This is a genomic window from Ensifer adhaerens (genome assembly GCF_002940685.1).
GTDB lineage: Bacteria > Pseudomonadota > Alphaproteobacteria > Rhizobiales > Rhizobiaceae > Ensifer > Ensifer adhaerens_E.
This window is the reverse complement of the sequence record NZ_PNFP01000005.1, coordinates 182,544-206,555: the sequence shown is the minus strand read 5'-3', so window position 1 is coordinate 206,555 and position 24,012 is coordinate 182,544. Positions and strand designations below refer to the sequence as shown.

Below are 24,012 nucleotides of genomic sequence, written 5' to 3'. Positions count from 1 at the left end.
TATTATAAGGGGCGGTGACGACTGTGGCAAATTTGCCATGCTGTCACCTTATTTGACAGTCATCTGAGACAGCGAAGCACGGTTGTCCGTCGGACGGGGATTGAATGCCAAATTTGTTCGGTTTTAAGAAGCCGCTTGGCTCCTTAGCGAGAGTCTGCGCGGCGGTCACCCGCCGGGTGCCGCAGGTTCTGACATCCGTTGCTCTTGCGGCTGCCCTCGTGACGCCTGGTTTTGCACCTCCCGTGGAGGCCGCAGGACAGACCCGGACACTGAAGCTCTATTTCATTCATACCCAGGAAAAGGCGCAGATCACCTTCAAGCGCAATGGCCGCTACGACGCCAAGGGTCTGCAGGAAATCAACCGTTTCCTGCGTGACTGGCGCCGCAACGAGCCGACGAAGATGGACCCGCGCCTGCTCGACCTCGTCTGGGAAGTCTACCAGAAGAGCGGATCGCGCGATTATATCCACGTCGTGTCGGCCTATCGTTCGCCGGCGACCAACGGCATGCTGCGCTCGCGCTCGAAGGGCGTTGCCAAGAAGAGCCAGCACATGCTCGGCAAGGCGATGGACTTCTACCTGCCCGACGTGAAGCTGAAGACGCTGCGCGAGATCGGCGTGAAATTCCAGGTGGGCGGCGTCGGTTACTATCCGACCTCCGGTTCGCCTTTCGTCCACATGGACGTCGGTGGCGTTCGCGCCTGGCCACGCATGAGCCGTGCCGAACTCGCACGCATCTTCCCCGACGGCAAGACCATGCATCTCCCCTCCGACGGCAAGCCGTTGCCGGGCTATGAGCAGGCGGTCGCCGACTACAAGCGTCGCGTCGGCGCCTCGGCGATCGAGGTTGCCGGTGGTGGCGACAAGGGGCCGGGCGATACCAGCGGCAAGCGCCGCGGCAACCTGTTCGCCATGCTCTTTGGCGGCGGTGGCGACGAGGATGAAGAACCCTCGGCAATCGCAGCCGGTCCCGGCACCGACGACGAAGGTGGCGCAGTTCCAGCTGCCAAGGTGCAGACGGCCGCCGCGCCCGCCGCTCAGGAAGCGTTGCCCGGCGTCGCCGGCTCTGTCGCCGCCGAGCCGACGGTTGCTGCCACTGCCTCGACAGAACAGAACATCAATGCCCCGGTCCCGGCCGTGCGGCCCGCCTTCAAGCAGGCGCCTGCCGATGGCGGCGTAGCCGTGGCGCTGGTTGCGCCCGAGACGAACCCGGCCCAGGAGGCCCTTGCCGCTGCCCTGCCGCAAGCCTCGGAAACGCCGAGCGAATTTGCCGACCTCGCCTCGATGAAGGTTCCGGTCCCGCAAATGCTTGACCGTCGCGACATGAACACGCTCGTCGCATCCGCCGACGCAGCGCCGGACATGCAGGCGCTCGGCTTCGTGCCGGTTCCGGCCGGCCGGCCCGCGGGCGATGCGGCCCTTGCCGCCGTTGCCGATGCGCAGGTCGTGATCCCCTCCTTTGCCGAGCGTCCTGTCGTGGCATCCGCAGAACCGTCGCGCGACGTGGCGGCCGAAGCCAAGACCCGTGTCGCGCTTGCGCAGCCGACGCCGGCTGAACGTCAGCCCGTCGCCCAGCCGCAGCCGATCGAGATGGCGGCCTACGCGCCGCAGTCGGGCACGAATGCGCGCGCCGCGATCTTCGACAGTGCCTTCGACACGCAGGCGGAAGCGCCGGCCAAGGGTGGCCGGCCGAAGAAGAACGACGCCGAAGCCGCGACCCGCTCGTCGGTGCGCGCCGAACCGAAGCTGACCCAGAAGATCATTTCCGAATGGGCGCTTTCGACCGGCCGCGTCGCAACGCTTTCCAAGCCGGTGAAGGCGCCGCGCTTCGTCAGCAAGTCGCTGCGCACCGCCCCGACGACGGTCTATGCGGCCGGCTTCTCCAGCAGCGCCGGACCAAACGTCGACACGGCCCGCTTCAGCGGCAATGCCGTCAACTTCATGGAAGTGAAGAAGTTCAGCACCAACTGAGCTTCCACCAAACGCCAGACACGAAAAAGCCCGCCGAACCGGCGGGCTTTTTCGTGTCTGTACCGTGCATTCGCCTGATCCCGGCTCCCGGCTGCATTGGGAGCCTCAGCTGCGGCAGTTTACGGGCGGAAGGCGAGGGCCGCCCGTCGGCGGCCCCTAGTAGACCTGCTTATTCCTCGTCGGCCGCCGGCACCATGCCGAGCGCCTGGAGGTAGGTGTCGAGGATCGCTTCCTGTTCCATGCGCTCGTCGTGATCCTGCTTGCGGATCGAAATGACCTTGCGCAGGATCTTGGCGTCGAAGCCTGTGGACTTGGCTTCACCGTAGACGTCCTTGATGTCGTCGGCGATGGTCTTCTTTTCTTCTTCCAGGCGTTCGATCCGTTCGATGAAAGCACGAAGCTGATCGCGTGCGACGCCGTGAGCATCCGACATGGTCTTCTCCTTGATAGGGGGAATGGAATTTCTTGGGTGCCGTGACGTGCCGAAAACGGCCGCCAAGGTCAAGGGTGATTGCGCAACAACGCGGTCATTTCCGTGGCAGAGGCGGACGAAACGACCCTATTCCTTCGGGCGGTTGAGCTCGAACGCCGCCTTTTGTTCGACGGATGCTTCCCTCTGGTTGCGCTCGCGCCATTCCTCGTAGGGCATGCCGTAGATGATCTCGCGCGATTCCTCCTTGGCAAGCGGAACGCCCGCCTGTTCGGCCGCCTCGCGATACCAGTTGGACAGGCAGTTGCGGCAGAAGCCGGCGAGGTTCATCAGGTCGATGTTCTGGACATCGCTGCGCTCGCGCAGATGGTTGACCAGCCGGCGAAAGGCGGCGGCCTCGAAGGCGATCTGTTGCTCCGGGGTCAGTTCGGTCATGGTCGCTCGTCCTCTTCATCATAGGCGCCGGTGCGCGAGATGTGGCGCTCGTAGCGATGCAGCTGCGGCATGGCGTTGAGGCTTGCCAGGACCGGCGCCAGCCGCTCGGCCCATTCTGCCACGCCCGCTTCGTCGGCGATCAGATCCTGCCGCACCTCGATCAGGGCGTGGGCAATGCCCGGTACCATGCAATGCCTGAACATCGTATCGCCGCGCAACGCGCCGTCATAGGGTTCGTTGTTGCCGACGACGATATCGCCCGGTGCCTCGAGTTTCTCGATCAGCGGCAGCACGGCGCGGGCATCGCTGTCCCACAGGACGGCGGCGTGCCACGGGCGGGCGACACCCTTCCAGGCCGGCGTGAAGGAATGGATGGAGATGACCAGTGGTGCTGCGCCATGCGCCTGGGCGCTTCGGTCGATGGTCTCGGACACGGCACGGTGATAGGGACGATGAAACCGGTTCAGCCGGTTCTCCCACTCCTGCTCGGTGATGGGATGGTTCCCCGGAATGATCGCCCCGTCGGAAATCCGCATGATCAGCGTCGGGTCGTCCTCGCTGCGGTTGGGATCGATCAGCAAGCGCGAGAAGCAGCCGAGAACGGCCGGCGCATCGAGCATTGTCGACAGGCGCCGCACGAGCGCTTCGACACCGATGTCGTAGGCGATATGCCGCTCGAAGGCCGAGGCGGGAAGGCCGAGACTGCCATACTCGGCGGGCAGCCGGTTCATGGCGTGATCGGCAAGGAGCACGAGCCCGGTTGTGGGCTTGGCTTCGATAATCTCATAGGGAGAATAGTGTTGCATGCCGGTCCAGTCCGTTTCAGCGCCCCGTCTCGCTGATCGCACGCGTGGGCGTCAATCGCAAGAAAAACGCAACTGTTTATCGAAATCCGAAAGCAATTTACCGATTGTAATCGATTAGAGTTGCGTTGACTTTCGGGGCCACCCGTCGCAAGAAAGTGCCACGCAAATCAAAACGGAGTTCCATCGGAAACCGTGTCCAGAAATCCTTTTTCCAAAGCGAAGCCGGGGCTGGCGACACTGGGAGGCATCCTCCTGTTTCTCCTGGCAACATCAAGCTCATTTCTCTTTGCCAGCGACGCACGCGCCGACTTTCGCGTGTGCAACGGCACCCAGACACTGGTCGGCGTAGCCATCGGCTACCGGGCCAAGGATGGCTGGATGACGGAAGGCTGGTGGCAGGTGCCCGCCAACACCTGCGCGACCCTGATCGAGGGCGAGCTTCAGTCACGATATTATTATCTTTACGCGGAAGATGCGGCCCGTGGCGGTCGCTGGACCGGTGACGTCAACATGTGCGTTGCCGAGAACGAATTCAAAATCACGGGCGTGCAGGACTGCTTTGCCCGCGGCTTCCAGCGCATGGGATTCAAAGAGTATGACACGGGGCGGCAAGGAAGCTGGATGGTTCAGCTTTCGGATCCGTCCGGCACGCAGGAAAGCCAGAATTGATGAAGCGGAACAGAAAAGTCAAAATCCTCGCAACGCTCGGACCGGCGTCTTCGGACGAGCAGATGATCCAGAAGCTGCACGAGGCCGGGGCCGATCTGTTCCGCATCAACATGAGCCATGCGAGCCACGACGTGATGCGCACGCTGGTGCAGCGCATCCGCGCAGTCGAGGCGCGCTGTGGCCGGCCGATCGGCATCCTCGGCGACCTGCAAGGACCGAAGCTGCGCGTCGGCAAGTTCGCGGAAGGCAAGGTGGACCTGAAGGTCGGCCAGACCTTCACGCTCGACAACAACGACGTGCCTGGCGACAACACCCGCGTCTATCTGCCCCATCCGGAGATCCTCGAAGCGGTCAAGCCCGGCCATCGCCTGCTGATCGACGACGGCAAGCTGCACCTGAAGGCTGAAAAGACCGATGGCAAGAGCATCGTCACGACTGTTGTCGCCGGCACGAAGATCTCCGACCGCAAGGGCGTCAGCCTGCCCGATACGCTGCTTGCCGTCGGCGTACTGACCGACAAGGACCGTGCCGACCTCGACGCCGTCCTGGCGACCGGCGAATTCGACTGGGTGGCGCTCTCCTTCGTGCAGCGTCCGGAAGACCTGGCAGAGGTTCGCAAGATCGCCCGCGGCCGCGTCGGCCTGATGTCGAAGATCGAAAAGCCGCAGGCGCTCGACCGCATCGACGAGATCATCGAGCTCTCCGACGCACTGATGGTTGCCCGCGGCGACCTCGGCGTCGAAATGCCGCTGGAATCGGTGCCCGGCCTGCAGAAGCAGCTGACGCGCGCATGTCGCCGCGCCGGCAAGCCGGTGGTGGTTGCCACCCAGATGCTGGAATCGATGATCTCGGCACCGGTTCCGACGCGCGCCGAAGTCTCGGACGTCGCGACCGCCGTCTTCGAAGGCGCCGACGCCGTCATGCTTTCCGCTGAATCGGCCTCGGGCGAATATCCGGTGGAAGCCGTTTCGACCATGGCGTCGATCGCCAGCAACGTCGAGCGCGACCCTCATTATTCCAGCATCATCTACGCGCAGCGCACGCCGCCGGAGGCAACCGGTGCCGATGCGATTTCGCTCGCTGCCCACCAGATCGCCGAGACGCTCCGGCTTTCGGCCATCGTCTGCTACACCTCGTCGGGCACCACGGGTCTGCGCGCCGCCCGCGAGCGGCCGCAGGTTCCGATCATCGCGCTGTCGCCGATCGTGCAGACCGCGCGCCGCCTCTCGGTCGTCTGGGGCCTGCACTGCGTCGTCACCGAAGATGCGACTGACCTTGACGACATGGTCAACCGCGCCTGCCGCATCGTTGCCTCGGAAGGCTTCGGCAAGCCGGGCGAACGCATCATCATCTCGGCCGGCGTGCCGCTCGGCACTCCCGGCGCGACCAACATGCTGCGCATCGCCTATATCGGCTCGGACGGCATGAGCGGCGTCTGACGCCTAGTCTCTTTTTCGAACTGCAACGAAACCCCAGGAGCGCTGATCCCGCTCCTGGGGTTTCGTGTTTTGTTGATGATGTGGCAGGTCGCGGGATGAGGGGCGCGCCGGCAAAGCCGGCCAGATCCCCTACGCATCGCCTGGCGCCGTCAGGGCGCCTTGGCTGCGGCAAGCCTTTCTTCGGCGCGCTTTACTGCCGCATCCAGATCCCCGGGCTTGCCGGCCAGCTTCTCGACCGCGGCGACGATGACGTCGGTGACCACATAGTCGGGCTTGTGGCCGAGATTGCCGATCCACAGCAGTTCGGCGCCTGGGATATCGCGCGCCAGCCCGCGTGAGTGGATATCGGCCAGCACGATGCCGTCGCTGTCGCCGGTGATGATCACCGTCGGTGCGGCGATCTCCCGGTAGCGCGGCGCGGTCGCGGTCAGATAGGCGTGCAGGTTGGCGATATCGCGAGCATTGCTGAGGAAGGTCGAGGGACGCAGCACCAGATGCGGGCCGGTCTTGTCGATATAGTCGGCCGGCCGTGGATTGGGCGAAAAGATCGAGTGCGTTCCGCCCTCGATACGCCGCTGCCCGAGTGGCGTCACCAGCGTGTGGGCGAAGAGCCAGCCGACGAAGGGCAGCGCCGTCAAGCGGTAATACCAGTCGATGCCGCCGGGCCAGGGATGCGTCGCTGGCGCCAGCAGCACGAGGCCGGCGGTCTTGTCCGGATGGTTGAGGGCGAAGCTCGCGGCAATCGCGCCGCCGAAGGAGTGGCCGACGATGACGGCGTGCCGGAGACCGCGCCTGTCCATCAGTTTTGCGATCGCTTCCGCCTGGCCGTCCGGAAGGTCGTTTTGCGGCCCGCCGCGTTCGGAGTAACCGTGGCCCGGCCGATCGACGAACAGCATCTCGGCGCGGCCATCAAGCGCCGGCGCGAAGGCATGCAACTGGTCGAGCAGGTTGCCGCTGGCGCCATGGATGAAGACGACGGGCAGGAGATCGGCTTGCCCGCCGGCGGGCACGTGTACGCTATTCATGCGATAGCCGCCGATGTCGATCAGTTCGCCGACATTGGGAAACCGCCGCGCAAAGGCGCGCGCATGCCAGAGGCTATAGGCGACGCCGGCAAGTATCAGAGCAATGAACAGGAGCGTGACTGGAAACATCGTCTCTATCTGTCTTCCCGCGCCGGGCTTTCAAGGCATCCGTGAGCTCTTGAGGCCCCCGGCGTTTATCCTTTGCCATTGCGGCCAGATGTCGTCCACGGCGCGCTGGCGGGCGAGCACGAACGTCGGCAGCGCCGCATCCCGGTCGCCCCTGTTGTAGCGCTTGTCCGTGCGGTCGACAACGAGAACCGGGGAGGCGCCGAACTGGTCGGCGGTGATGTCGACGATGAAATCGCCGCACTCGACCCAGGCATGGCTTTGCCAGCTTTGCCCGCAAAAGAAACCGTAGGGTCCGATCTCAGGCTCAAAGGGCGCGCTGCGCGGCGTTCCGGAGACCCAGTTGGCGCCGAAGCCCTGGGTACTCAAGACGCGCTGCAGGAACAGGCTCGTGCGGCCGCAGGTGCCTTGCGAGGCAATTGCGGGGTGATCGGCGCCGGAGTGGCGATGCCATTCCAGCCAGATCGGTTCGATGAAACGGCGTGCAGCGATCGCGATCTCGAATAGAGGCGCCTGGTCGGCGGGAAGGGGCTTTGACGGGCTCGGCAATCGACTGGCCGCGGCTGTCAGGTCTTGCTGCCGGCGAGCTTCTCGGCCAATTCACCGAGCTGTTCCTGCGCCTTGCGGTCTGCGGGGTAGATCGCCAGGAACTGCTCCCAGGCGCGCAGGGCGAGCTCATCCTTGCCGGAGGTGCCGAGGATCGCCGCCATGCCGGCGAGCGCGCCGAAGTGACGTGGCTCGATTTTCAGGACCTGGTTGATGTCCGACATGGATTTTCGATAGTTGCCCATCGCGTAGTGCAAGGTCGCACGGCGGTTCCAGCCTTCGACATAGTTGGGCGCAAGCGTGATGACCTGGTCGAGAATGTCGAGCGCTGCTGCCTGCTTGTTGTCGGAGATGGCCTTGTCTGCCCATTGCATCAGCAGGTTGACCGTCGCGCTACCGGAATCCTGCCACTCCAGGCGGATCTGATTGGAAAGCTCGCGCGCCTTGTCGGCGTCGCGTTCCTTCTTGAGGTCGGCGAACAGTGCATCGAGGCGTTGTTTGGGAGTGGTGAGGCTGGCCGATTCCGTCTGGGGCGAGGCCTCCGCCGCGAAGGAGAGGCTGCCAGCTCCGATGGAGGTGGCGACCAAGGCGGAACACGCCAGAATCAAGGGTACAAAAACTCGCATGGCGAGCATGTTAGCTCGCCACGGAATAACTTCAAAATCAATTATGGGGCATCGCCGAGGCGGTATCCCCAAGCACCCTGCCGGGTCTCAGCCCTGACGAGCCTTGAAGCGCGGGTTCTGCTTGTTGATGATGTAGATGCGGCCCTTGCGACGAACCAGACGGTTTTCGCGGTGGCGGGTCTTCAGCGACTTGAGCGAATTCTTGATCTTCATTTTCCTGATCCGCAGGTTTCGGGGAACGAAAATTCGCCCGGTATCTCTAACAATCAAAAGCGCGCCCGAGAGCGCGCTCCTTTAAGGTGGGATGGCAAATACCGTGTCACCCCTGACGTGTCAACCACAAGACGCCCCATTTTGGCGTCTTGCCCCGCATTTCTGCGGTCCTCAGCCGCGGACGAGCCGCGTGACGTGGCCCATCTTGCGGCCGGCGCGTGCCTCGGTCTTGCCGTAGAGGTGCACCAGAACGTCATCCTCGGCGAGCCATGCGGGGACAGCATTGAGGTCGTCGCCGATCAGGTTCTGCATGACGCAGTCCGAATGGCGACGCGGGTTGCCGAGCGGCAGGCCGGCGACGGCCCGGATATGCTGCTCGAACTGCGAGACGACGCAAGCCGCTTCCGTCCAATGGCCGGAATTGTGCACGCGCGGCGCCATCTCGTTGGCGATCAGGCTGCCGTCGGCCAGCACGAAGAATTCGACGCCGATGACGCCGACATAGCCGAGCGCGTCGAGGATCGCCTTGGCGGCGACGCGTGCCGCTTCGCCCGTCGCCGCGCCGATCCCTGCGGGGACCGTTGAGGTGTGGAGGATGCCGTTGCGGTGCACGTTTTCCGCCGGGTCGAAACAGGCAACCGCGCCGTCGGTCGAGCGGGCGGCGATGATCGAGATCTCGCGCTCGAAGGGCACAAAGCTTTCAAGGATCAGCGGCACGCCGCCGAGTGCCGCGAAAGCGCCGGCCGGGCTGTCTGCAGACGAGCGGAAGACGCGCTGTCCTTTGCCGTCATAGCCGAGGCGGCGGGTCTTGAGCACGCCGGTCCCGCCGAAATCGGCAAGCGCCGCTTCGAGGTCGGCCTGGCTGTCGACGGCGTGGAAACGCGCCGTGGCGATGCCGCAACCGTTGATGAAACGCTTCTCGACGAGGCGGTCCTGGGCGACTTCCAGGGCTTTCGGCGGCGGAAAGACCGGGCGTTTCGCAGCCAGCCGTTCGGCGGCTGCGACCGGAACGTTCTCGAACTCGTAGGTGATGATGTCGCTGGCTTCTGCGAGCTTCCCGAGCGCGACTTCGTCGTCATAGGCAGCGACGATCTGGTCGCTGGCGACCTGGGCTGCCGGACAGTCGACCTGCGGCTCCAGGATGACGGTGCGGAAGTTCAGTCGGGCGGCTGCCATCGCCAGCATGCGGCCGAGCTGGCCGCCGCCGATAATGCCGATGGTGGTCATGCCTCGTCCACCGGATACTCGGCAACGGCAATCGTCTGCTGTTCACGCCAGTCGTCGAGCCGGTCGGCGAGGTCGTCGTCGGTAAGCGCAAGCACGGCGGCGGCAAGGAGCGCTGCGTTGACGGCGCCGGCGCGGCCGATCGCGAGCGTCCCGACCGGGATGCCGGCCGGCATCTGGACGATCGACAGCAGGCTGTCCTGGCCGGACAATGCCTTGGATTGCACCGGAACGCCGAAGACCGGGAGCGGCGTCATCGAGGCGCACATGCCGGGCAGGTGCGCGGCACCGCCGGCGCCGGCGATGATCACCTTGAAGCCTTCGTCGCGGGCGCCCTTGGCGAAGCTGACCAGCCGATCGGGCGTGCGATGGGCCGAAACGATGCGCGCCTCATAGGGAATGTCGAGCGCGTCGAGTGTATCGGCGGCGTTCTTCATCGTCTCCCAGTCCGACTGGCTTCCCATGATGATGGCGACGGGTGGGGTCGTGGTGTCGATCACGTCTGTCCTGTTCCGCGTTCAGGCAATGATATCGGGAATGATCTGGTCTTCGATCTTGCTGATCTTGTCCTTGATCGCCAGCTTCTTCTTCTTCATGCGCTGGATCCTCAGCGCGTCGCAGCCGGTCTCGATCATGGCGTTGATGGCAGCGTCATAGTCTTCATGTTCCTGCCTCAGCCGCGCGGCGGTCAGTCTGAGTTCGGCCTGGTCCTGGTCCGGCATGCAAAGCGATCCCCATCAGCCCGGTTGCGAAGTCCTCCTCGAACCGGAATTTCATGCGCCGCTCTATCACATCTTGGGCGGTAACGGGAAGTTATCCCTCGTCATCATTTCGCCTTCGACAAATGAAAAATGGCATGGCACAGTAGTAAGGTTACAACCATGGAACATCCGGCATTTGCGTGCCGGATGCAAGCAAAAGGAAGGGACTGCCAAATGACTGTTGAGGCTCATCTTGCAACGCTTGAGAAAAAACATGGCGCCCTGGAACAGGAGCTTCATGCAGCGATGAATCAGCCGTCAGTGGAAGACGAGTTGATCACCGACATCAAGCGGAGGAAGCTGCGCATCAAGGACGAAATCGAAAGGCTTCGTTCCTCGACTCACTGATTATCAACGGTATTTCCCAGAACTTCGGGAGGCGCCATCTCCCCTCTGAGCAGGCGCAACAAGGTTTAGAACCAATCCCCCACAGTGGAATATACGGAATCCTGGACCGGGCGTGACGCCCGGTCTGTTTGTTTCCGGAGCCGCCTTCGCGACCGGCGCGCTCAGGACCAGAACTGGTCGAGCCACAGGTTGAGACGGTCGAAACCGGGCCGGTTGATCGCATAGATCCGCCGGGTGCCGCTCGCCGAAACCGACACCAGATTACAGTCCAGCAAGGCCTTCAGGTGCTGCGATACGGCCGGACGGCTGATCGGCAGGCCCTCGGCCAGTTCGTTCACGGTTTTCGGCGCGCGTCGCAGTTCCTCCAGCAGGTGGCGCCGGTTCGGGTCCGCAATGGCATCGAATGGGTCCGCGATCGTCATGGGCGGACGTTAGGCGAAATCCTGCAAAGCAGCAAGAATTTTGTGCGGTGCGAAATGCTAATTTTGCTTTGCAATATTTCCGCAATACTTGAGCGCCGGCTCAGCCGGTCGCGACCAGGCCGACGATACCGTCCCACAGCAACTTCGAGCCCGCGATGAAGGCCATGGTATACATGAACGGGTAGAAGATCTGCGGCTTCATGCGGCGAACGATGAAGGCTCCGCAGACCGTCGCGACGATCGCCAGCGGAAAGAGCGTCGCCGAGATCTTCAGGTTGCTCAGATCCAGTTGTCCGAGGGCGAAATAGGGGATGAGCTTCACCGCGTTCAGGATCGCGAAGAAGCGCACGATCGTGCCGGTGTACTCGCGCGGGTCGAGCTGAAGTGGCAACGCGTAGATCTGGAAGGGCGGGCCACCGGCGTGCGCCACGAAGCTGCCGTAGCCGGCGAACGAGCCCCAAAGCGCGGCCGGTCCGGCCCGCTGCTTCTTCGGTGCGATAGTGACGCCAAGCCGCATGCGCCAGACATTGTAGACGTAGCGAAGCACGAAGAGCACGGTGATCAGGCCGATGATCAGGCGGAGCAGGTCACGCGAGACGTAGGCCGAGGTCGCCCAGCCGATGAGGATGCCGGCAATCGCGCCGGGCAAAAGCATCAGAAGCGTCTTTCGGTCGCCGTGCTTGCGCCACATCCAGAGCGATACGATGTCCATCGCAATCAGGATCGGAAGCAGGAGAGCCGCGGCCTGGACCGGCGAGACCGCCATCGACAGGATCGGCACCCCCATCAGCGAAAGCGCCTCCCCCATGCCGCCCTTGCTGAGGCCGACAAGCAGAACGGCCGGGATGGCGATAAGGTAGAAGTCGAGATCGGGAAGCATGGGTGGCGGTTGATCCTTTTGCCGTCTCCGTCTATCGGTTTTCGGAATTGAAATCGAGCGCTGGTTTCGCGGCTCACGCGCTACAGCCGGAAATGGATATCTGAGCATGACAACAGAACGCTGCCGCCTGGTGCTGATCGCGCCCGACATGTCCGATGCGGCGGAACGTGCCAAGGTGCTCGCCGACGCGCTCAAGGGCGGCGATGTCGCTTCGGTCATCGTGCCGCAGTATGGGCTTGATGATAGCGAGTTCCAGAAACATGCCGAGCGCCTCGTGCCGGTCATCCAGGAGGCGGGTGCTGCCGCGCTGATCGAGGGCGACTCCCGCGTTGCCGGCCGCGCCAAGGCTGACGGCCTGCATATTGCCGGCAATGCCGAAGTGCTCGGCGAGGCGGTCGAGAAGCACACGCCCAAGCTCATCGTCGGTGGCGGCAACGCGGCCGACCGGCATCACGCGCTCGAGATCGGCGAAGTGCGCCCGGACTACGTGTTCTTCGGCAAGACCGATGGCGACATCAAGCCGGAAGCGCATCCGAAGAACCTGGCCCTTGCCGAATGGTGGGCGTCGATGATCGAGATCCCCTGCATCGTCATGGGCGGCACCGATCCGCAATCCGCGCTTGCGGTGGCGGAGACCGGTGCCGAGTTCGTGGCGCTTCGACTTGCCGTCTTCGGCGAGGCTGGGCAGGCGCCTTCGGTCGTGGCTGCGGTCAACGCACTTCTTGACGAAAAAGCGCCACGGTTTGAAGATTAAGACGTCTCGATGTTGAACCGTCCGTCTTCCAGATTCTGTCGAGGTCTTTCCCTTGTTGCCGTGGCTGTTGCCCTGGCGCTGCCGGCGCATGCGCAGGAGCAGCCGCCCGGAGGCGACGATGCCGGCGTCGAGAAGCGCGGCCGCATCACGCCATTCAACGGGGCGGCGATGCCCGAGGGGACAGCGCCGGCCGGGACTGGCGACAAGTCGAGCGCGGCTCCGGGAAAGAAGCCGGCGGACGGCACGGCGCCATCCGGAGGCGTCGGCGTCTTCGATCGCATGGGCGCCGAACTGCCGGCGCTGCCGGCGGAAAAGCCCTTTGCCGGCAAGGTCGACGAGGCCTATGGAGCGTTCCAGCGCGGCTATTATCTGACGGCGATGGACCTGGCGCTGCCGCGGGCGCAGCTCGGCGACCCGGCGGCGCAGACGCTGATCGCCGAAATCCTGCAGCAGGGACTCGGCGTCGTGCGCAATCCCCAGCAGGCCGCCTTCTGGTATGGCCAGGCGGCGGAAAAAGGCGACCCGGCGGCGATGTTCAAATATGCGCTGATCCTGATGGAAGGGCGCTACGTCAAGCGTGACCGGAAGAAATCCGAAGAGCTGATGAAGAAGGCCGCCGATCTCGGCAACGGTTCGGCACAGTTCAACTACGGGCAGACGCTCGTTGCCGACAATCCCGGACCGAAGGGGTTGAAGCTGGCGATGCCCTATTACGAGAAGTCGGCCGAGCAGGGGATCGCGGACGCGCAATATGCGTTGTCGCAGATCCTCGTCAATGTCGACGGCATCGACGAGAACAAGCGGGCGCGCGCCCGCGAGTGGCTGATCCGGGCGGCCCGTGCGGGCTTCGATACGGCGCAGCTGGATATCGCGATCTGGATGATCGAAGGCATTGCCGGCGATCGGAACCTGGAAGACGGCTTCGGCTGGATGCGCCGCGCCGCCGAGGGTGGCAACGTGGTTGCGCAGAACCGGCTCTCGCATCTCTATGTCAACGCCATCGGCACCCGGCCCAACCCGGTCGAGGCGGCGAAATGGTATGTGCTGTCGCGCCGCGCGGGGCTCAAGGACGACTCGCTCGAGGACTTCTATCTCGGCCTCAATGAAGAACAGCAGAAACAGGCGCTGAGCGCCGCCAACAAGTATCGCCGCAGCTGATCGGCTCGGATCGGGGCGGAATCGGCCGCGGCTGCTCCGCCAATATGCTATTTCGCTTGAACTTGCGGGCCATTTGTGGTTCTGAAGCCGCGGTTTGCTCGTGGGGCCGCGACATCTTGGCGGCGATGGCGAGCGGAGTGACAATTCACTCGGTTTTTTGACGACGGAACTCAATCTGCAGCTTGCCCCGCGACCCTGGATCGGTTCCGATCGAGGCCGTTCGCAGCAGGGCCGGCGATGTGGCCCATGTTCCGTCAAGCAGGTTCAACGTCCGATCGAGCGCGCTCGATCGGCTCTCGTTTTCAAAGGGATCGCCAGATGGCCCGTTCAGCTCTTCTCAATGTCATGGTTCAGGCCGCCTTCAAGGCCGGCAAGTCGTTGGCCCGCGATTTCGGCGAAGTCCAGAACCTGCAGGTCTCGCTCAAGGGACCGGGCGACTATGTTTCGCAGGCCGACCGCAAGGCCGAAAAGCTCATCCGCGAAGACCTCCTGAAGGCGCGCCCGACCTACGGCTTCCTCGGCGAGGAAGGCGAAGAGATCGTCGGCACCGACGGCGCGCATCGCTGGATCGTCGATCCGCTCGACGGCACCACCAACTTCCTGCACGGCATTCCGCATTTCGCGGTCTCGATCGCGCTGGAGCGCCAGGGCGAGATCGTCGGCGCCGTCGTCTTCAACCCCGCGACCGATGAACTCTACACCGCCGAGCGCGGTGGTGGCGCCTTCCTCAACGATCGCCGCCTGCGCGTCGCCGCGCGCAAGCATCTTTCCGACGCGGTGATCGCCACCGGCACGCCGCATCTCGGCCGCGGCAACCACGGCAAGTACCTGATCGAACTGCGCCACGTGATGGGCGAAGTCGCGGGCATCCGCCGCATGGGCTCTGCCGCGCTGGATCTTGCCTACGTCGCGGCCGGCCGTTTCGACGGCTACTGGGAGCGCGACCTTGCCGCCTGGGACATCGCCGCCGGCGTGCTTCTCATCCGGGAGGCTGGCGGCTGGACGCACGATATCAACGGCGGCGCGAAGCCCGTCGATGATGGTTCGGTCATCTGCGGCAACGAGTACATCGTCAAGGCGCTGACGGAAGTCGTTCATCGCCCGGTGCCGACCAAGTAAGGCGCAATCCCGTTCGTTTCGAAGCCTCCGATGCGCACCCGCATCGGAGGCTTTGTTTTTGGGCGAAGCTTGGCGCAGCAACACGACGCTGCCACAGGCCCGTGCCTAACTGACGACCTGCAGGCCGCGGCGTCATCCCGGCTGCATGTACAAATTGGCCCTTGAATCGATTTCGGTTTCAGGAATTATGCGGTAGGCTCCGGGCCGGCGCGGCGCCGTTCCGTCAAGCAAAGCGGGAGATACTCATACCCATGACGAAACTGCATCTGTCCGGGTGGAACGGTCGGGAAGGCATGGAAGACGGCTACAACCCGCACAAGCTCTCGAGCCCCATGCACTATTTCTGGACGATGGTGGTCTTCCTGATCATCGTCGGTTTCGTGGGTGCGATCCTCTTCCGCCAGGCGCAAAATGCCTTTCTCGCCAATCCGGGCCTCAACGGCCTGATCCTCGGTGTCCTCCTGATCGGCATCCTGCTCGTCTTCAACCACGTGCTGGGCTTGCGTCCCGAGGTGCGCTGGTTCAACTCGTTCCGGGCCGCCGGCAGCGCCGACAAGGTCGGGCGCGATCCCGTGCTGCTCGCGCCGATGCGCGCCCTGATCGGCGGTCGCCAGACGGCGATCTCGACCACGGCGCTGCGCTCCATCCTCGATTCCATCGCCACCCGCCTCGACGAATCGCGCGACATTTCCCGCTACCTGACCGGGCTTCTGGTGTTTCTCGGCCTGCTTGGCACCTTCTGGGGACTGCTCGGAACGATCGGCTCGATCAACACCGTCATCCAGTCGCTGGATGCCGGATCGGGAACGACGGAAGACATTCTTTCGGCACTGAAGAATGGCCTGTCGGCGCCGCTCACCGGCATGGGCACCGCCTTTTCGACGTCGCTGTTCGGCCTTTCCGGCTCGCTGATCCTCGGCTTTCTCGATCTGCAGGCCGGCCGGGCGCAGAACCGTTTCTATACCGAGCTCGAAAACTGGCTCTCGTCCGTCACCGATGTCGGCTCGGAGCTTTCTCCGGCGCTCGACCTGCCCGCCGGCGCTCCGGTCGAGGAGCTGAAGAGACTGACCGACCAACTCGTGCGTCTCAACCACGAGGGCGGTGCGAACCAGCGCACGACCGCGGCGATGGCGAGCCTTGCCGAAGGCATTCAGGGCCTGGTCAAGAACATGCGCGGCGAACAGCAGATGCTCAGAGACTGGATCGAGGCGCAGCAGGACGAGGCAAAGGCGATGCGCAAGACGCTCGACAAGCTGGCGTCGCGGGTCGCCGCTTCCGACCGCTCCCTCTCGCATGGAGACAAGGCGCCGGTGCCGGCCAAGATCGCGCGCATGGACGAGACCGGAGGGGAGTGATCCATGGCGCTTGCCCGAAAAGGCCGCTCTCAGCGTACGATCGACTACTGGCCGGGCTTCGTCGACGCGCTGTCGACGCTGCTGCTGTCGATCATGTTCCTGCTGACCGTCTTCGTCCTGGCCCAGTTTCTGCTCAGCCGTGAAATCAGCGGCAAGGACGAGGTGCTGACCCGGCTGAACAGCCAGATCAACGAGCTCACCCAGCTTCTGGCGCTCGAGAAGAGCGGCAAGCAGGATCTCGAGGACTCGCTTGCCAATCTGCAGGCGTCGCTCGCCACGTCCGAAGGCGAACGCTCGCGGCTGCAGGCCCTTCTCGACCGGGGCGCCGGCAGCACGGACGCCGCCAACCAGAAGATCGGCCGTCTCGGCTCGGAGCTTGAGACCGAGCGGGAAGTCAGCGCCCGGGCCATGAGCCAGATCGAACTCCTGAACCAGCAGATCGCGGCGCTCCGCAGCCAGATCGCCGCCATCGAAGTCGCGCTACAGGCATCGGAAGCCAAGGACCAGCAGTCGCAGACCAAGATCGCCGATCTCGGACGCCGGCTGAACGTCGCGCTCGCCCAGCGGGTGCAGGAACTCAACCGCTACCGCTCCGACTTTTTCGGCCGCCTGAGGGAGATCCTGTCCGACCGCGAGAACATCCGCATCGTCGGCGACCGCTTCGTCTTCCAGTCGGAGGTGCTGTTTCCCTCTGGTGGCAACGACCTCAATCCCGAGGGGCAGGCGGAAATGGCCAAGCTCGCCACCGCGCTGCTCGACCTCGCCAAGGAAATCCCCGCCGAGATCAACTGGGTGCTGCGCGTCGACGGCCACACCGACAACGTGCAGCTTTCCGGCGCGGGACGTTTTGCCGACAACTGGGAGCTTTCGTCAGCGCGCGCGACCTCTGTGGTCAAGTTCCTGATCTCCAGGGGCGTGCCGGCGGACCGGCTGGTCGCGGCCGGCTTCGGCGAGTATCAGCCGATCGCGCCGGGGGAGAGTCCGGAAGCGCGAGCGCAGAACCGCCGCATCGAGCTCAAGCTGACTGAGAAATAGCCGACCCCGCGGTCATTTGGCCGCCATCGGCGGCGCCTCTTGAATTGACCTTGACGTACGCGTAACAGTTTCCGGAGCCATTTCATGGCTGCGGCAACTTTCGCGTGTCATGGCGCGATGCGCCGGATGGGATGCGAGGGGAGAGCATTTCATGGATTGCGACGTATTGATTGTCGGCGCTGGGCTTGCTGGCCTTGTCGCGGCGGCGGAGGCGGCAGCGCTCGGCCGCAGGGTCATCATACTCGACCAGGAAGGGGAGCAGAATCTCGGGGGACAGGCGTTCTGGTCGCTCGGTGGCCTGTTCTTCATCGACAGCCCGGAACAGCGGCGCATGGGCATTCGCGACACCCGCGAACTCGCCCGCCAGGACTGGATGGGGTCGGCGCAGTTCGATCGCCCGGAAGATCACTGGCCGCGGCTCTGGGCGGAAGCCTATCTCGACTTTGCCGCGGGCGAGAAGCGCTCCTGGCTGCATTCGCTCGGCATGCGCTGGTTTCCGGTGGTCGGCTGGGCCGAACGCGGCGGCGGGCTCGCCCACGGCCACGGCAATTCGGTGCCGCGGTTCCATGTCACCTGGGGGACGGGGCCGGCGGTGCTCGAACCGTTCATCCGGCTGACCCGTGAAGCGGAGAGCCGCGGCCTCGTCCGGTTCCGTTTCCGCCACCAGGTCGATGAACTCACGACCGCAGACGGCCGGGTAACGGGTGCACGCGGTGTGCTGCTGAAGGAGGACCCGGTCGGGCGTGGTGAACGCAGTTCCCGCGACGTGGTCGGCGAATTCGAGATTTCGGCGGACGCGGTCGTCGTCACCTCGGGCGGCATCGGCGGCAACCACGATCTGGTCCGCCGCAACTGGCCGCGCAAGCGGCTCGGCCAGCCGCCGGCGACGATGGTCGCCGGCGTGCCCCATCACGTCGACGGGCGCATGCTGGAAATCGCCGGGCGCGCGCGCGGCTCGGTCATCAATTCCGACCGCATGTGGCATTATACGGAGGGACTGAAGAACTTCGATCCGATCTGGCCGGAGCACGGCATCCGGATCCTGCCGGGGCCATCCTCCTTCTGGTGCGACGCGGACGGCAACCGTTTTTCCGCCCCGGCCATGCCCGGCTTCGACACGCTCGGCACGTTGCAGGCGATCCGAAACAGCGGCCATGATTACAGCTGGTTCGTGCTGACGCGGGCGATCATCAAGAAGGAGTTCGCGCTTTCCGGCTCCGAGCAGAATCCCGATCTCACCGGCAAGAGCATATCGCTTCTCTTAAAGCGGCTCGGCAAGAACCCGCCGGGACCGGTGCAGGCCTTCATGGACCGGGGCGAGGACTTCATCGTGCGCGACCGGCTCGAAGATCTCGTGCCGGCGATGAATGCGCTGACCGGCGAGAACCGGCTGTCGCTGGAGCACCTGCGGCAGCAGATCGAGGCGCGCGACCGCGAGATCACCAACCCGTTCTCCAAGGACGCGCAGGTGACCGCGATCCGCGGTGCGCGCGCCTATCGCGGCGACCGGCTGCTGCGCACCGCCAAGCCGCATCGGCTGCTCGACCCCAAGGCCGGACCGCTCATCGCCGTTCGCCTGCATATCCTCACGCGCAAGACACTCGGCGGGCTTCAAACAAATCTGTCGGGCCAGGTGCTGGAGCAATCGGGCGAACCGGTACCGGGTCTCTTTGCTGCCGGCGAGGTCGCCGGTTTCGGCGGCGGCGGCATGCACGGCTACAACGCGCTCGAGGGCACCTTCCTCGGTGGCTGCATCTTTTCCGGCCGCGCGGCGGGGCGGGGGGCTGCGGGTCTTTGATCTGCGGCGTCCAGAGTAGCCACTCTCCCGTCCCCTCTCCCCGCAGGCGGGGAGAGGGGACGGGAGAGTGTGCCGCAAACCTCTTGTTTGCAACTGCCGCCGAGCTGCTTGGATGCTGAGTCGGTCAGTGCTTTCAAAGTATCGAGAACGCGGCTGAAACGGCGGGCACAACGTTGCCACAGATCCCTTCTCCCCGCGTGCGGGGAGAAGGTGGCGGTAACCGGATGAGGGGGCCTACCGGGCGGATAGGGGCAAGCCCTCACCGGACGGATGAGAGGCCGCGCGACGCTAGATCGTCAATCCATTTGCACATTTGCGTCGCGAACGACCGGCGTCCACTTCGCCAGCTCAGCCTTCACATGGGCTGCCAGTTCGTCCGGCGTCGAGCCGACGATCGTGGCGCTGAATTCCTTCATGCGCTCGATGACGGCGGGATCCTTCAGCGCCTTGTTGGCCGCCTCGTTGAGGCGGGCGACGACCGGCTGAGGTGTATTGGCCGGGGCGAAGAGCGCGTTCCAGGTGTAGGTCTCGTAGCCCGGAATGCCCGCCTCGGCGACCGTCGGCACATCGGGGAAGGAGGGCGCGCGTTCGGCCGTGGTCACGGCAAGCGCCCTGAGCGTCCCCGCCTTGATGTGGCTGGAGGAGGAGGGGAGGTTGTCGAACATGATCGGCACCTGGTTGCCGATGACGTCGTTCAGCGCCGGGCCTGCGCCCTTGTAGGGAATATGCTGCATGCTGACGCCGGCCATCTTCTTGAAGAGTTCGCCGGAGAGATGCAGCGGCGTGCCGTTGCCGGATGACGCGTAACTGTACTCGTCCGGCTTGGCCTTCAGGAGCGCCAGCAGTTCCGCAACGTTCTTGGCGGGCAGTTCCGGGTTGACCACCAGCACGTTGGGCACCACCACGAGCAGCGCGATCGGCGCGAAATCCTTCTCGGGATCATAGGGCTTGGTCTTCAGGATCAGCGGGTTGAGCGCGTGGGTAGCGACGGTGCCCATCAGGATCGTGTAGCCGTCCGGATCGGCGCGGGCGACATTGTCGGCGCCGAGATTGCCGCCGGCGCCGGCAACGTTCTGGACGATGACCTGCTCGCCGAGGTCCTCGGACATTTTCTGCGCGACGATGCGGGCGACCACGTCAGTGGAACCGCCGGCGGCAAAGGGAACGACGAGCGTAATCGGCCGGTCGGGAAAGCCCTGGGCCAGTGCCGTCGAGCCAAAGGGCAGCGCCGATAGCGCCATCAGGCCCAGCGCCAGGGTGGCGCGCCGGGTCAGGTGCGAGAATGCCATGCGGTAGTCCTCCCGATCAATTCAGCAGAAAGTGATGCCGGCCTCCTCGGCCGGACCCCATTACAATAGGGCTCGGCCTTCCGACGGCAACCGCTTTACAGCAAATCGGAGGACGCTTTTCGCGCCCTTGTCGTTCGTTCAGCTCTGCGCGTTGACGAACAGGGCTTCGGCGCCATGGTTGAACTGCAGGCGCGCAAGCTTGGCATAGAGCCCGCCATGGCGGATGAGGGAGGCGTGCGTGCCTTCCTCGACGATGCGGCCATGATCGAGCACCAGGATGCGATCGGCCTTCAGCACGGTTGCCAGCCGATGAGCGATGATGATGGTCGTGCGCTCGTGCAACAGGCCGTCGAGGGCCTTCTGGACCAGGGTTTCGCTCTCGGCGTCGAGCGCGGACGTTGCTTCGTCGAGAAGCAGCACCGGTGCGTTCCTGAGAATGGCGCGGGCAATTGCGATCCGCTGGCGCTGGCCGCCGGAAAGGGTAACGCCGCGTTCGCCGACATAGGTGTCGTAGCCCTTGTCGAGCCTGTTGATGAACTCGTCCGCCTGCGCGGCGATGGCGGCGGCACGCACCGCCTCGCGGCTGGCATCGGGCATGCCGAAGGCGATGTTGTCATGCACGGACGAGGCGAAGATCGTCACATCCTGCGGCACGATCGCGAGGCGCTCGCGCAGATCCTTCGGATCGACGGTGCGAATGTCGACGCCGTCGACGCTCACCGCGCCCTTGGCGGGATCGTAGAAGCGAAGCAGCATGGAGAAGACGGTGCTCTTGCCGGCGCCCGACGGCCCGACGATCGCAACGGTCTCGCCGGACGCGATGTTGAAGCTGAGGCCGTTGAGGCTCTTGTAGTCGGGGCGCGACGGGTAGGCGAAGTGAACGTCGTCGAAGGTGATGGCGCCGGTTGCCGGGATCGGCATGGCGACCGGATTTTCCGGAGCCTGGATCTCGGGGATTTCGGTCAGCAGCTCGTTGAGGCGCTCGGCGGCACCGGCGGCCTGCGAAAGTTCGCCCCAGACTTCGGAGAGCGAGCCGAGGCTGCCGGCGGCAAACACCGAATAGAGCAGGAACTGGCTGAGCGTGCCGGCGGAGAGATTGCCTGAGAGCACGTCATGCGCGCCGAACCAGAGCACGGCGACGACGCTGCCGAACACCATGGTGATGGCGAAAGCGGTGAGCACCGAGCGCGCCTTGATCGCTGAACGCGCCGCGCCATAGGCCTCCTCGACGGCGGCTCCGAAGTGATTGTTGGCAAGCGCCTCGCCGTTGAAGGCCTGGACGGTGCGCGATGCGGCAATCGCCTCGCCGGCATAGGCCGATGCAGTGGCGAGCGTATCCTGCGCCTGGCGCGAGCGGCGGCGGACGGAACGGCCGAAGCCGACGAGCGGGAAGACGATGATGGGGATTGCGATCAGCACCAGGCTCGACAGCTTGGGGCTGGTGTAGACCATCATGCCGATGGCCCCGAGACACAGGATCAGGTTACGCAGCGCGACCGAGGCGGTGGCGCCGACGGCTGACTTCACCTGGGTGGTGTCGGCGGTCAGCCGCGAGACGATCTCGCCGGACTGGTTGACGTCGAAGAAGGAGGCGGAAAGGCGAGTGACGCGATCGAAGACGTTGCGCCTCAAATCGGCGACGATGCGCTCGCCGAGCGTGATGACGAAGTAGTAGCGCGCCGCACTCGCCAGCGCGAGCACAATGGCGAGCATCATCAGCATCGAGAAGTAGGTGTTGATGAAACCGCTATCGGGACTGGAGAAGCCGTTGTCGACCATGCGCCTGACGGCGAGCGGCAGCGCGAGCGTGGTCACGGCGGCAAGGATCAGCGAAACGCCGGCGCCGACGACCAGGTGACGATAGCGCGCCAGGTAAGGCAGAAGCGTGGCGAGCGGGCGGATGGACTTGCGCGCTGGCGCCTGGTTTTCTCTTGACGACACTTGACCCCTTTCGCCAAACACGGAGGAAGGGTTTGCCCATGAGTCTTCCGCGCGGCACTTGTTATCCCGCAGACCTTGATGTATAGGCACGGCATCGAATTGGGAAGCCGTGGCCGTTCAGCCGGTCCGCGGCTTCATTTACGTGTTCGGTCTCGAAGTCGCAATGCCTTGCGACAATTGGACCCTGGAACTCTAGGAAGATCGTTATGAAGGCAGACATCCATCCCGACTACCACGTCATCAAGGTAGTTATGACCGACGGCACCGAATACGAAACCCGCTCGACCTGGGGTTCGGAAGGCGCCACCATGAACCTGGAAATCGACCCCAAGTCGCACCCGGCCTGGACCGGCGGCAACCAGCAGCTCATGGACCGCGGCGGCCGCGTCTCCAAGTTCAAGAAGCGCTTCGAAGGCCTCGGCCTCTAATCGAACGCCTCTTCGGCAATTTCAAAGCCCGGGTCATTGGCCCGGGCTTTTGCCGTTTTGGTCCCGGCGCGCGCCTGGCGAGGTGTGTGGCATTGCGCCGCGTGGAGCCGTTGCGGGGATTGGTGCTCAATCGCTGTTCCAGCGACGGGCAGCATAACGGCCTCGCGGTGCGGTTCGTCGTGCCAGTCGGCGATGGCGCTGAGGGGCGGTGCACCCTGTGTGACGCGATCAAGATTTTCCTGCGTCGCAGCGGCGAAGCGCTCAGATTGTCGTGGTGGAGAAGGCCGGCATCCGCATCATAAAGCTCTCGGACAATAGCGTCCAAGGATGAAGCAGTCTCAGGTCTGGGGCGAAGGCACGCCGCGACCATCCTCATCCGCCGGCACGATGCGGCATTGCTTCTATCGAAACGAAGGCAGGGGGAGGGGGAAGCCCCGCTTGCCGGGCCACGCTCACAAAAGCGAAACCCGCCGGGTTGTGCGGCGGGCTTCATGAATTCCGTTGGAACGTTTGTTCGAACTCAGTTCGTTCCGAAGGCCGTCTGCAGCAGCTTGATCTGCGCCTTGACGCCGTTCTGGTTGTCCGGGACGATCGCGGCCGCCTCGTTCGGGCGATAGATCTCGCGGTCGAGCAGGGCGACGCGGTTCTGCAGGCGCAGCGAGCGCTCGATCAGGTCGCGGAAGGATTCCGGCAGTTCGGCCCAGCCGGGCGCGGACTTGTCGACGTTGAAGCTGTCGAGGCGAACCTTGCTCTTTTCCGACATCACCTGGTCGCGGCTCATTTCGCCGTTGTTGACGGCGCGCTGCAGGAGCAGCCAGGAGGCCATCTGCATCAGGCGGGTGGTGAGCCGCATGGATTCAGCCGCATAGAGAACCGATGCCATGCGCGGCAGGACCTTGGAGGCGGCGCGGCCGGGTCCGTCGAGATAGGTGGCCGTTTCCTCGACCAGTCCCATGCCTTCCGAATAGAGCGTCTTGAATTGTGCCGAGGACGCCGCGTGTCCTGCGAAACTGACCGTATTCAATCCTCTCTCGGACATGACCTGTTTTCCCTGGTTCAAACGCATCACGACAGTCAGGTAGCGGACGGTTATGGGAAATAAATCCTTGCCCGTCTCTATGCTTGAAGAATGATCCGATAGCGCATTTCGCGCAAGGGCATTCTTAAGAAAGGGTTAATCTCCACAGTTCTTTAGACAAACCTATGCCAAAACAA

At 64.2% G+C, this 24,012-nt stretch carries 26 protein-coding genes; 11 read left to right on the top strand and 15 right to left on the bottom strand.

Annotated features, from left to right (window positions below; translation table 11 throughout):
- The first annotated feature begins 104 nt into the window (after window positions 1-104).
- Window positions 105-1,970 carry a DUF882 domain-containing protein gene (locus tag C1A35_RS12035; RefSeq protein ID WP_104664548.1) on the top strand — a complete coding sequence of 622 codons (1,866 nt, stop codon included), beginning with the start codon at window positions 105-107 and terminating at the stop codon, window positions 1,968-1,970.
- Window positions 1,971-2,139: 169 nt separating this feature from the next.
- Here the strand turns inward: C1A35_RS12035 and C1A35_RS12030 are convergent, their stop codons facing one another.
- The 3 genes from C1A35_RS12030 to C1A35_RS12020 form a co-directional block, all read right to left on the bottom strand.
- Window positions 2,140-2,403: a DUF2312 domain-containing protein gene (locus tag C1A35_RS12030; protein WP_034806111.1), complete on the bottom strand. Its 264-nt coding sequence runs from the start codon at window positions 2,401-2,403 to the stop codon at window positions 2,140-2,142.
- 126 nt (window positions 2,404-2,529) lie between these two features.
- Window positions 2,530-2,835 carry a DUF1244 domain-containing protein gene (locus C1A35_RS12025; RefSeq protein WP_104664547.1) on the bottom strand — a complete coding sequence of 102 codons (306 nt, stop codon included), beginning with the start codon at window positions 2,833-2,835 and terminating at the stop codon, window positions 2,530-2,532.
- Entirely contained in the window at window positions 2,832-3,641 is an 810-nt protein-coding gene (locus C1A35_RS12020; protein ID WP_104664546.1) for an N-formylglutamate amidohydrolase, read from the bottom strand. The genes C1A35_RS12025 and C1A35_RS12020 overlap by 4 nt, the downstream gene beginning before the upstream one ends.
- A gap of 192 nt (window positions 3,642-3,833) precedes the next feature.
- On the opposite strand from C1A35_RS12020, the gene C1A35_RS12015 reads away from it, so the two are divergent.
- Together C1A35_RS12015 and pyk are read left to right on the top strand one after the other, a co-directional pair.
- Window positions 3,834-4,310, top strand: a complete 477-nt coding sequence (locus C1A35_RS12015) for a DUF1036 domain-containing protein (protein ID WP_104664545.1) — start codon at window positions 3,834-3,836, stop codon at window positions 4,308-4,310.
- Window positions 4,310-5,749, top strand: coding sequence for a pyruvate kinase (gene pyk, locus C1A35_RS12010; protein WP_104664544.1), 1,440 nt, complete (start codon window positions 4,310-4,312; stop codon window positions 5,747-5,749). The genes C1A35_RS12015 and pyk overlap by 1 nt, the downstream gene beginning before the upstream one ends.
- 149 nt (window positions 5,750-5,898) lie before the next feature.
- Here the strand turns inward: pyk and C1A35_RS12005 are convergent, their stop codons facing one another.
- From C1A35_RS12005 to C1A35_RS11975, 7 genes are all read right to left on the bottom strand, one after another.
- Window positions 5,899-6,903: an alpha/beta fold hydrolase gene (locus C1A35_RS12005; protein WP_104664543.1), complete on the bottom strand. Its 1,005-nt coding sequence runs from the start codon at window positions 6,901-6,903 to the stop codon at window positions 5,899-5,901.
- 30 nt (window positions 6,904-6,933) lie between these two features.
- A complete protein-coding gene (locus tag C1A35_RS12000; protein ID WP_104664542.1) occupies window positions 6,934-7,449 on the bottom strand; it encodes a hypothetical protein in 516 nt (171 codons plus the stop codon).
- A 17-nt stretch (window positions 7,450-7,466) separates the two neighbouring features.
- A complete protein-coding gene (locus tag C1A35_RS11995; RefSeq protein ID WP_104664541.1) occupies window positions 7,467-8,081 on the bottom strand; it encodes a hypothetical protein in 615 nt (204 codons plus the stop codon).
- 78 nt (window positions 8,082-8,159) lie between these two features.
- Entirely contained in the window at window positions 8,160-8,285 is a 126-nt protein-coding gene (ykgO, locus tag C1A35_RS11990; protein ID WP_025424787.1) for a type B 50S ribosomal protein L36, read from the bottom strand.
- Window positions 8,286-8,456: 171 nt separating this feature from the next.
- Window positions 8,457-9,512 carry a 5-(carboxyamino)imidazole ribonucleotide synthase gene (locus C1A35_RS11985; RefSeq protein WP_104664540.1) on the bottom strand — a complete coding sequence of 352 codons (1,056 nt, stop codon included), beginning with the start codon at window positions 9,510-9,512 and terminating at the stop codon, window positions 8,457-8,459.
- Complete coding sequence (purE, locus tag C1A35_RS11980) at window positions 9,509-9,973, bottom strand: 5-(carboxyamino)imidazole ribonucleotide mutase (RefSeq protein WP_104664716.1); 465 nt, start codon at window positions 9,971-9,973, stop codon at window positions 9,509-9,511. The genes C1A35_RS11985 and purE overlap by 4 nt, the downstream gene beginning before the upstream one ends.
- Before the next feature lie 54 nt (window positions 9,974-10,027).
- On the bottom strand, window positions 10,028-10,231 hold the full coding sequence (locus C1A35_RS11975; RefSeq protein ID WP_057254651.1) for a YdcH family protein: 204 nt from the start codon (window positions 10,229-10,231) through the stop codon (window positions 10,028-10,030).
- Between the two features lie 213 nt (window positions 10,232-10,444).
- On the opposite strand from C1A35_RS11975, the gene C1A35_RS11970 reads away from it, so the two are divergent.
- The gene (locus C1A35_RS11970; RefSeq protein WP_104664539.1) at window positions 10,445-10,618 is read left to right on the top strand and encodes a YdcH family protein; all 174 of its coding nucleotides are present in this window, start codon (window positions 10,445-10,447) and stop codon (window positions 10,616-10,618) included.
- Window positions 10,619-10,779: 161 nt separating this feature from the next.
- On the opposite strand, the gene C1A35_RS11965 is transcribed toward C1A35_RS11970, so the two are convergent.
- Window positions 10,780-11,040 carry an ArsR/SmtB family transcription factor gene (locus C1A35_RS11965; RefSeq protein ID WP_034806124.1) on the bottom strand — a complete coding sequence of 87 codons (261 nt, stop codon included), beginning with the start codon at window positions 11,038-11,040 and terminating at the stop codon, window positions 10,780-10,782.
- Window positions 11,041-11,140: 100 nt separating this feature from the next.
- A complete protein-coding gene (locus C1A35_RS11960) occupies window positions 11,141-11,920 on the bottom strand; it encodes a sulfite exporter TauE/SafE family protein (protein ID WP_104664538.1) in 780 nt (259 codons plus the stop codon).
- 106 nt (window positions 11,921-12,026) lie between these two features.
- Between C1A35_RS11960 and C1A35_RS11955 the strand changes: the two genes are divergently transcribed.
- The 6 genes from C1A35_RS11955 (at window position 12,027) to C1A35_RS11930 (ending at window position 19,139) form a co-directional block, all read left to right on the top strand.
- A complete protein-coding gene (locus C1A35_RS11955; RefSeq protein ID WP_199772920.1) occupies window positions 12,027-12,674 on the top strand; it encodes a thiamine phosphate synthase in 648 nt (215 codons plus the stop codon).
- Between the two features lie 9 nt (window positions 12,675-12,683).
- A complete protein-coding gene (locus tag C1A35_RS11950; protein WP_104664536.1) occupies window positions 12,684-13,832 on the top strand; it encodes a tetratricopeptide repeat protein in 1,149 nt (382 codons plus the stop codon).
- A gap of 318 nt (window positions 13,833-14,150) precedes the next feature.
- On the top strand, window positions 14,151-14,951 hold the full coding sequence (locus tag C1A35_RS11945) for an inositol monophosphatase family protein (RefSeq protein WP_104664535.1): 801 nt from the start codon (window positions 14,151-14,153) through the stop codon (window positions 14,949-14,951).
- Between the two features lie 251 nt (window positions 14,952-15,202).
- Window positions 15,203-16,306, top strand: a complete 1,104-nt coding sequence (locus tag C1A35_RS11940) for a MotA/TolQ/ExbB proton channel family protein (protein ID WP_104664534.1) — start codon at window positions 15,203-15,205, stop codon at window positions 16,304-16,306.
- Between the two features lie 3 nt (window positions 16,307-16,309).
- A complete protein-coding gene (locus tag C1A35_RS11935) occupies window positions 16,310-17,341 on the top strand; it encodes a peptidoglycan -binding protein (protein ID WP_104664533.1) in 1,032 nt (343 codons plus the stop codon).
- Window positions 17,342-17,492: 151 nt separating this feature from the next.
- Complete coding sequence (locus tag C1A35_RS11930) at window positions 17,493-19,139, top strand: FAD-binding dehydrogenase (RefSeq protein ID WP_104664532.1); 1,647 nt, start codon at window positions 17,493-17,495, stop codon at window positions 19,137-19,139.
- Window positions 19,140-19,435: 296 nt separating this feature from the next.
- Here C1A35_RS11930 and C1A35_RS11925 read toward each other — a convergent pair whose 3' ends face one another.
- Together C1A35_RS11925 and C1A35_RS11920 are read right to left on the bottom strand one after the other, a co-directional pair.
- Complete coding sequence (locus C1A35_RS11925) at window positions 19,436-20,428, bottom strand: Bug family tripartite tricarboxylate transporter substrate binding protein (protein WP_104664531.1); 993 nt, start codon at window positions 20,426-20,428, stop codon at window positions 19,436-19,438.
- A gap of 138 nt (window positions 20,429-20,566) precedes the next feature.
- Window positions 20,567-22,369, bottom strand: coding sequence for an ABC transporter ATP-binding protein/permease (locus C1A35_RS11920; protein WP_104664530.1), 1,803 nt, complete (start codon window positions 22,367-22,369; stop codon window positions 20,567-20,569).
- Between the two features lie 206 nt (window positions 22,370-22,575).
- Between C1A35_RS11920 and rpmE the strand changes: the two genes are divergently transcribed.
- Window positions 22,576-22,797: a 50S ribosomal protein L31 gene (gene rpmE, locus C1A35_RS11915; RefSeq protein WP_034806140.1), complete on the top strand. Its 222-nt coding sequence runs from the start codon at window positions 22,576-22,578 to the stop codon at window positions 22,795-22,797.
- A 520-nt stretch (window positions 22,798-23,317) separates the two neighbouring features.
- Here rpmE and rcdA read toward each other — a convergent pair.
- Window positions 23,318-23,836, bottom strand: a complete 519-nt coding sequence (rcdA, locus tag C1A35_RS11910) for a protease adaptor protein RcdA (RefSeq protein ID WP_104664529.1) — start codon at window positions 23,834-23,836, stop codon at window positions 23,318-23,320.
- Window positions 23,837-24,012 lie beyond the last annotated feature (176 nt).

Coding starts and splice junctions, on each gene's coding strand:
- C1A35_RS12035 (WP_104664548.1), top strand. CDS start 105: ATGCCAAATTTGTTCGGTTTTAAGAAGCCGCTTGGCTCCTTAGCGAGA.
- C1A35_RS12030 (WP_034806111.1), bottom strand. CDS start 2,403: ATGTCGGATGCTCACGGCGTCGCACGCGATCAGCTTCGTGCTTTCATC.
- C1A35_RS12025 (WP_104664547.1), bottom strand. CDS start 2,835: ATGACCGAACTGACCCCGGAGCAACAGATCGCCTTCGAGGCCGCCGCC.
- C1A35_RS12020 (WP_104664546.1), bottom strand. CDS start 3,641: ATGCAACACTATTCTCCCTATGAGATTATCGAAGCCAAGCCCACAACC.
- pyk (WP_104664544.1), top strand. CDS start 4,310: ATGAAGCGGAACAGAAAAGTCAAAATCCTCGCAACGCTCGGACCGGCG.
- C1A35_RS12005 (WP_104664543.1), bottom strand. CDS start 6,903: ATGTTTCCAGTCACGCTCCTGTTCATTGCTCTGATACTTGCCGGCGTC.
- C1A35_RS11995 (WP_104664541.1), bottom strand. CDS start 8,081: ATGCTCGCCATGCGAGTTTTTGTACCCTTGATTCTGGCGTGTTCCGCC.
- ykgO (WP_025424787.1), bottom strand. CDS start 8,285: ATGAAGATCAAGAATTCGCTCAAGTCGCTGAAGACCCGCCACCGCGAA.
- C1A35_RS11985 (WP_104664540.1), bottom strand. CDS start 9,512: ATGACCACCATCGGCATTATCGGCGGCGGCCAGCTCGGCCGCATGCTG.
- purE (WP_104664716.1), bottom strand. CDS start 9,973: ATGGGAAGCCAGTCGGACTGGGAGACGATGAAGAACGCCGCCGATACA.
- C1A35_RS11975 (WP_057254651.1), bottom strand. CDS start 10,231: ATGCCGGACCAGGACCAGGCCGAACTCAGACTGACCGCCGCGCGGCTG.
- C1A35_RS11970 (WP_104664539.1), top strand. CDS start 10,445: ATGACTGTTGAGGCTCATCTTGCAACGCTTGAGAAAAAACATGGCGCC.
- C1A35_RS11965 (WP_034806124.1), bottom strand. CDS start 11,040: ATGACGATCGCGGACCCATTCGATGCCATTGCGGACCCGAACCGGCGC.
- C1A35_RS11960 (WP_104664538.1), bottom strand. CDS start 11,920: ATGCTTCCCGATCTCGACTTCTACCTTATCGCCATCCCGGCCGTTCTG.
- C1A35_RS11955 (WP_199772920.1), top strand. CDS start 12,027: ATGACAACAGAACGCTGCCGCCTGGTGCTGATCGCGCCCGACATGTCC.
- C1A35_RS11950 (WP_104664536.1), top strand. CDS start 12,684: ATGTTGAACCGTCCGTCTTCCAGATTCTGTCGAGGTCTTTCCCTTGTT.
- C1A35_RS11945 (WP_104664535.1), top strand. CDS start 14,151: ATGGCCCGTTCAGCTCTTCTCAATGTCATGGTTCAGGCCGCCTTCAAG.
- C1A35_RS11940 (WP_104664534.1), top strand. CDS start 15,203: ATGACGAAACTGCATCTGTCCGGGTGGAACGGTCGGGAAGGCATGGAA.
- C1A35_RS11935 (WP_104664533.1), top strand. CDS start 16,310: ATGGCGCTTGCCCGAAAAGGCCGCTCTCAGCGTACGATCGACTACTGG.
- C1A35_RS11930 (WP_104664532.1), top strand. CDS start 17,493: ATGGATTGCGACGTATTGATTGTCGGCGCTGGGCTTGCTGGCCTTGTC.
- C1A35_RS11925 (WP_104664531.1), bottom strand. CDS start 20,428: ATGGCATTCTCGCACCTGACCCGGCGCGCCACCCTGGCGCTGGGCCTG.
- rpmE (WP_034806140.1), top strand. CDS start 22,576: ATGAAGGCAGACATCCATCCCGACTACCACGTCATCAAGGTAGTTATG.
- rcdA (WP_104664529.1), bottom strand. CDS start 23,836: ATGTCCGAGAGAGGATTGAATACGGTCAGTTTCGCAGGACACGCGGCG.